This window comes from Streptomyces sp. NPDC043908, from assembly GCF_056435525.1.
On the sequence record NZ_JBWKEI010000011.1, the window covers coordinates 333,766 to 339,765 of the forward strand.

Sequence of the window (6,000 nt, forward strand, 5' to 3'; positions counted from 1 at the left end):
CCGCCCGACCCGCCCGCCACAGGGCGCCCTGGCGCAGCCGAATTGGCCACTTTACGTGGTCGCACACCTGGTGCTTTTCCCGGAAATGCGGCGCAAGCTGGAATCGGAGCCGGGCCGTCTATCCCCGAGCAGACGGCCCCGCTCCCTCCGGGGCGCCGCCGACCGCGGGAGGACGGCGCCCCGAAAACACGCGCTCAGGCCACCAGCTCCGGGTGGTGCAGCCGCGCCACCCGCGGATGGGCCCGCAGCCACCCCTTGAGCTCGTTGCGGCCGTACTCGGCGTGCAGCGGGTTGTCCGCGCTCTGCGCCACTCCCGGCGCGTCGGCCAGATAGGCGCCCGGGACCGTGTCGATACGGGCGTCCAGACGCGGGTTGTAGAAGAACGGCACCGAGTACCGCTCCACCGCTCCGGGCGGCGAGACCACCCGGTGGTCGGTCGCGGACAGATAGCCCCGGGTCGCGATCTCCAGGAGTTCGCCGAGGTTGACGACGAAGGCGCCGGGCAGCGGCGGCACGTCCACGAAGCCGTCCCCGAGCCGGACCTGGAGGCCGCCCACCGAGTCCTGGAGCAGCAGCGTGAGGAAGCCGTAGTCCTTGTGGGCGCCCACGCCCTGGCCGTCGCCCTCCGGCGCGCTGCCGGGGTAGCGGATCAGCTTGGTGTGCAGGTGCGGCCGCTCCGCGAAGGCGGCGTCGAAGAAGTCGGCCGGGGCGCCGATCGAGGTGAGCAGCTCCTGGAGCAGCCGGTGCGCGACGGCCGCGAGCCGGTCCTGCCAGTCGAGCACGACCGTACGCAGCTCCGGCAGCGCGTCGGGCCACTGGTTCGGCCCCTCCAGCCAGCGGTACGCCGGGTCGTCCGGGCCCACCACGGGCGCCGGCCGCTCGGCCCCGACGTCCAGCTGGTCGCGCCAGTCCGAACGCCCGCCGGTCAGCTCGTGGCCGATGCGCGTGTAGCCGCGGAAGTGCGGCGAGCGCAGATTGCTCAGGGCGAGCCGGTCGGCCTCCGGCAGCGCGAAGAACTCCCTGGTCAGCCGGAGTATGCGGGCGAACTCGGCGGCGTCGATGCCATGGCCGGTGAGATGGAAGAACCCGGTGTCGCGAGCCGCTCGGTGCAGCCCCTCGTGGAAGGCGTCACGCGTGGCCGGGTCGTCCGCCTGCGCGAGGTCGACCACGGGCAGGGAGGTGGGAAGCAGGGTGATGCTGGACATGAGCGGTTCCGTTTCCGTTCCGGGATGTACGGAGGTCCTGTCCCCGGGGTTGGCGGGAGGACGGCCGGGACGGAGAGGCGTAGGGGTGCGCCGAACCGGAAGACCGCGACAGGACCGTGGGCGAAGGGCGAGGGCCGGGGCGGGCGAGGAGCCGGGCCGGGCCATGGCCGCGAAGGCCGCGAGGGTCAGTCCTGCGGGCGACAGCTCGTGGTCGTGACGCGCACGTAGTCCACGTGTCGGCGCATCACGAGAAGAGTCATGACCTGAGCGTACGCCCGCGGCGCCCGGTCGCGGAGGAGACCTTCCCCACATTGACGCGCCACTCGGCGCGGTCTGCTCATCCGATCGGGGCATCCCCCAGCCCCGCCTCCCGCGTCCGGTGCCGCGCATTGGCGAGAGTCGTACGCGTCCAGCCGCACGCCGGCCCGTCCACCAGCCAAGGGATCCCCCATGCTCCGTCGTCTCGCCGTCGTCCTCGCCGGCCTCTCCGCCGCGGTCTGCCTCACCGCGGGCACCGCGCACGCCCTGCCCACCGACGGGCCCAACGATCTGACGCCCCGTGAGCAGGCGGGTCTGAACTTCGCGGGCCACCTGCTCGGCAGCCTCTTCGGCGGTGCGCCGATGCGGGGCGCGGGTCTCTGACACGGCGAGGCGGGCGCCCGCCCCCTCCGGGGTGAGCGCCCGCCTCTTCTGGCCGTGTGCGGGGGTCAGCCGACGTTGACCGCGGCCCAGGCCGCGTTCACCGCCTTGTACTCGGCGCTGCTCGCGCCGTAGAGCGCGCCGGCCGCGCTGAGCGTGGCGGTGCGGGCGCCCTTGTAGTCGGTCGTCGACGTCATGTACGAGGTGAGCGCCTTGTACCAGATCTGCACGGCCTTGTCGCGGCCGATGCCGGTGACCGTGGAGCCGTTCGAGGTGGGCGAGTTGTAGCTGACGCCGTTGATGGTCTTGGCGCCGCTGCCCTCCGAGAGCAGGTAGAAGAAGTGGTTGGCCGGGCCCGACGAGTAGTGCACGTCGAGGTTGCCGAGGCCGGAGGCCCAGGCGTCCTTGGACCCGCCGTCCTTGCTCGGCTTGTCCATGTAGCGCAGCGGGGTGCCGTCACCGTTGATGTCGATCTTCTCGCCGATGAGGTAGTCGCCGACGTCGGTGGCGTTCTTCGCGAAGAACTCCACCGAGGTGCCGAGGATGTCCGAGGTGGCTTCGTTGAGGCCGCCGGACTCACCGCTGTACTGGAGGTTGGCGGTGGCCGCCGTCAGACCGTGCGACATCTCGTGCCCGGCGACGTCCAGCGAGGTCAGCGGGGCGGCGTTGCCGGTCCCGTCGCCGTACGTCATGCAGAAGCAGCTGTCGTCCCAGAACGCGTTGACGTAGGCGTTGCCGTAGTGGACGCGGCTGTAGGAGGCCACGCCGTCGTTCTTGATGCCGTTGCGGCCCAGCACGTTCTTGTAGAAGTCCCAGGTCACAGCGGCGCCGTAGTGTGCGTCGACGGCCGCGGTCTGGGTGTTGGAGGCCAGGCCGTTGCCCCACACGTCGTCCGTGTCGGTCAGGAGCGTGCCCTTGCCGCCGGTCTTGTGGGCGAGGTTGTACGTCTTGTGGCCGCCCCGGGCGGAGTCGCTGAGCTGGTACGTCGAGCCGGACTTGGTGGTGCCGAGGGTCACCTTGCCGCTGTACTCGCTGTTGCCTGTGCCGGTCTTGACGGCCTGCCACTGGGAGAGCTTCTCGCCCGTGGTGGCGTCGGTGACGACGTGCAGTTGGCTGGGGGTGCCGTCGTCCTGGAGGCCGCCGACCACCGTCTCGTAGGCGAGGACCGGGGTGCCGCTCGCCGCCCAGATCACCTTGCGCGGCGCCTGGTCGGCCGTGGCCTTCGCGGCGCCCGCGCCCTTGGCGGCGGTGAGCGCCTTCTGCTGGACGGCGGCCGTGCCGAGGGCGGGGGTGGTGGAGGCGACCTTGATGGCGGCTCTGGTCGCCCGGGTCACCCCGGCGGTCGCACCGGACTTGGTCTCGTGCACGACGAGGTCGCCGCCGAGGACGGGCAGTCCGGCGTAAGTGCGCTCGTAACGGGTGTGGACGGTGCCATCGGCGTCCTTGACCACATCACGGACGACGAGCTTCTCCTGGGCGCCGAGGCCCAGTTCGGAAGCGGTCTTTGCGGTGGTGGTGTTCGCCTCGCGGATCAGCTCGGCCCGCTGGGAGGCGGAGAGGCGGAGCGGCTGGGCGGACGGGCCGTCGGCCGTGGGGGAGGAGGCGCCGGCGGATCCGGAGGACAGGGCGGTCAGACCGGCGGCGAGCAGGGCGGCGGCGGCGACGGGGCCGACGACGCGCGTAGAACGCGTTATACGAGAGGTCACGCGAGCGTCCCTTTCTGAGGGGGAGGTGGGGGGTGCGGGTGCCACGTGCGAGCACAGCGTTGCAGGAGGGGCGCGTACATGTCATTGAGGTGTCCACACAATGACCGGAAAGCATCCGAGGGGCGCTGAGCTGGGGCGGAACGGGAAGTGGCTTTCCGGTCAAGGGATTTCGGGCGTCCCAGGTCGCCGCCCGTCAAGCTGTGAACCGGCTGTCACGTTCCGTTGTGGCCGGAAAGTGACCCTGGTGGATGTGAAAGGACCTGCGGGGGTCTGGACCGTGCCGAGGCAGATGACTACTGTCGCCAGCACCTATTAAAAAAGTTGACTATGTGGGACGAGGGAAGAGGGGTCGGCGATGGCGACGACGAGTGCCTTCCGTGAGGCCGTGGAGTCCGGTGACCATGCCGCGATCGAGGAACTGCTCGCGCGGGACGTGGTGTTCACCAGCCCGGTGGCGTTCAAGCCGTACCCGGGCAGGGCGATCACGGCGGCGATCCTGCGGGGCGTGAGCCGGGTCTTCACCGACTTCCGCTATGTGCGGGAGATCGTCGGCGCCGACGGCCGCGACCAGGCGCTGGTCTTCACGGCCAAGGTCGGCGAACTGGAGGTCAACGGCTGCGACTTCCTCCACTTCGACGAGGACGGCCTGATCGACGACTTCACGGTCATGGTCCGTCCGCTGTCGGGGGCCCAGGCGCTTTCGGAGGCGATGGGAGCGCAGTTCGACCGCATCCGGAAGGAGGCGGCCGCCGGCTGAGTGCCGCGCGGAGCGGGAGTACGCGAAGAGCCCGGGCCCGCGAGGTTTTCCTCGCGGGCCCGGGCTCTTCACACGTCGGCGGCGGCTCGCGACCGCCGGTCACGCGCTGTCGGTCACTCGATGACGAGCTCGACCTCGATGTTGCCGCGCGTCGCCTTGGAGTACGGGCAGAAGGCGTGGGTCGCCTCCACCAGCCGCTGCCCGGTCTCGCCGCCCAGCTCGTCCGGCAGCTCGACGCGCATGACGACCGCGAGGCCGAAGCCGGTGTCGTCCTTGCCTATGGAGACCTCGGCGGTGACGGAGACGTCCTTGGTGTCCAGCTTCATCTCACGGCCGACGGCTCCCATGGCGCTGGCGAAGCAGGCCGCGTACCCGGCGGCGAAGAGCTGCTCGGGGTTGGTGCCCTCGCCGTTCCCGCCCAGCGCCGGGGGCATGGCCAGGGGCAGGTCGAGTCGGCCGTCCGAACTCACGGCCCGGCCCTCGCGCCCGTTGGCGGTGGCGGCGGCGGTGTACAGCGCGTCCATGGGATGCCTCTTCTTCCGTCCGGTGGTGAGCGGCTGCCGCTCTCCTCTGCCCCAAAGAGTTGCACACAACTAAATTGTGCGCAACTCAATGACGTCCGAGGCGCTACCCTGGTGGCATGAGCTCCTCGTCGACCCCCGCCGCGTCGCACCCGCCCCTGGCGTCCGACGTCGACCTCCTCCGCCTCGACCACCAGGTCTGCTTCTCGCTGCACGCCGCGTCACGCGCCTTCGGCGGCGTCTACCGGGACGCGCTCAGGGACCTGGGCCTGACCTATCCGCAGTACCTGGTGATGCTGGTGCTGTGGGAGCACGGGGCGCAGCCCGTCAAGGTCATCGGCGAACGGCTGCGGCTCGACTCCGGCACGCTCTCGCCGCTGCTCAAGCGGCTGGAGTCGGCGGGCCTCGTCACCCGGGAGCGCAGCGCCGAGGACGAGCGCTCGGTGACGGTCCGCCTGACCGAGGATGGCTCCGGCCTGCGGGAACGCGCCCTGCCCGTCCCCCTGAAGATCCTCTCCGCGACGGGCCTCTCGGTCGAGGAGGTCCTCTCCCTCCAGCAGCTCCTCGGACGGATCACGACCTCACTGGACCGGGCGCACTGAAGCGCCGCGCCCCGGCGGTCGCGGGGAACCCGGCGGCCGCGGCGAACCGCGCCGCCTCGCCCGCGGCGGCTACTTCAGACCCATCGCGTCGCAGGCGTCCTTCACATTGGCCGTGCAGATCTCGGCCTTCGAGTAGACGCCGTCGCGGATGACCGTCTCCTTGATGTTGGCCCTGGTGAGGGAGACGATCGGGATGATCACGGAGGGGATGGCCTGCCGGGTGGGGGAGTCGACGGTCGTCTTGGTGATCATGGTCAGCGGCTGGCCCTTGGCCAGGGCGACGGCCATCTGGGCGGCCACGGGACCCTCTTGGACGTACGGCTTGTAGACGCTCATGAACTGCTCGCCCATGACGATGCGCTGGACTCCGGCGAGTTCGGCGTCCTGGCCGGTGACCGGGGGAAGGGTGGAGAGGCCGGCGGCCTTGAGGGCCGTGATGATGCCGCCCGCCATGCCGTCGTTGGCGGAGTAGACACCGATGATCTTGTCCTTGCCCAGGGCCGAGATCGCGCCCTCCATGTTGGCGTTGGCGTTCTCCGGCTTCCACTCCTTGGTGTCGTACTCCTTGCC

The 6,000-nt window shown here is 70.7% G+C and carries 7 protein-coding genes; 3 read left to right on the forward strand and 4 right to left on the reverse strand.

Going from position 1 to position 6,000, the window contains the following annotated elements:
- Positions 1-194: 194 nt before the first annotated feature.
- Entirely contained in the window at positions 195-1,205 is a 1,011-nt protein-coding gene (locus AC069K_RS25040; RefSeq protein WP_478620016.1) for an isopenicillin N synthase family dioxygenase, read from the reverse strand.
- Positions 1,206-1,655: 450 nt separating this feature from the next.
- On the opposite strand from AC069K_RS25040, the gene AC069K_RS25045 reads away from it, so the two are divergent.
- On the forward strand, positions 1,656-1,847 hold the full coding sequence (locus AC069K_RS25045) for a hypothetical protein (protein WP_365101580.1): 192 nt from the start codon (positions 1,656-1,658) through the stop codon (positions 1,845-1,847).
- 65 nt (positions 1,848-1,912) lie between these two features.
- Here AC069K_RS25045 and AC069K_RS25050 read toward each other — a convergent pair whose 3' ends face one another.
- Positions 1,913-3,550 carry a M4 family metallopeptidase gene (locus AC069K_RS25050; RefSeq protein ID WP_478620019.1) on the reverse strand — a complete coding sequence of 546 codons (1,638 nt, stop codon included), beginning with the start codon at positions 3,548-3,550 and terminating at the stop codon, positions 1,913-1,915.
- A gap of 355 nt (positions 3,551-3,905) precedes the next feature.
- Between AC069K_RS25050 and AC069K_RS25055 the strand changes: the two genes are divergently transcribed.
- Positions 3,906-4,307, forward strand: coding sequence for a nuclear transport factor 2 family protein (locus AC069K_RS25055; RefSeq protein ID WP_478620022.1), 402 nt, complete (start codon positions 3,906-3,908; stop codon positions 4,305-4,307).
- Between the two features lie 113 nt (positions 4,308-4,420).
- Here the strand turns inward: AC069K_RS25055 and AC069K_RS25060 are convergent, their stop codons facing one another.
- The gene (locus AC069K_RS25060) at positions 4,421-4,831 is read right to left on the reverse strand and encodes an organic hydroperoxide resistance protein (RefSeq protein ID WP_358834598.1); all 411 of its coding nucleotides are present in this window, start codon (positions 4,829-4,831) and stop codon (positions 4,421-4,423) included.
- Between the two features lie 116 nt (positions 4,832-4,947).
- Here AC069K_RS25060 and AC069K_RS25065 point away from each other — a divergent pair, with 116 nt between their 5' ends.
- Complete coding sequence (locus tag AC069K_RS25065; protein WP_358834599.1) at positions 4,948-5,430, forward strand: MarR family winged helix-turn-helix transcriptional regulator; 483 nt, start codon at positions 4,948-4,950, stop codon at positions 5,428-5,430.
- Between the two features lie 69 nt (positions 5,431-5,499).
- Here the strand turns inward: AC069K_RS25065 and AC069K_RS25070 are convergent.
- Positions 5,500-6,000: substrate-binding domain-containing protein (locus AC069K_RS25070; protein ID WP_358990841.1), on the reverse strand; the 501-nt coding region annotated here is incomplete at its 5' end.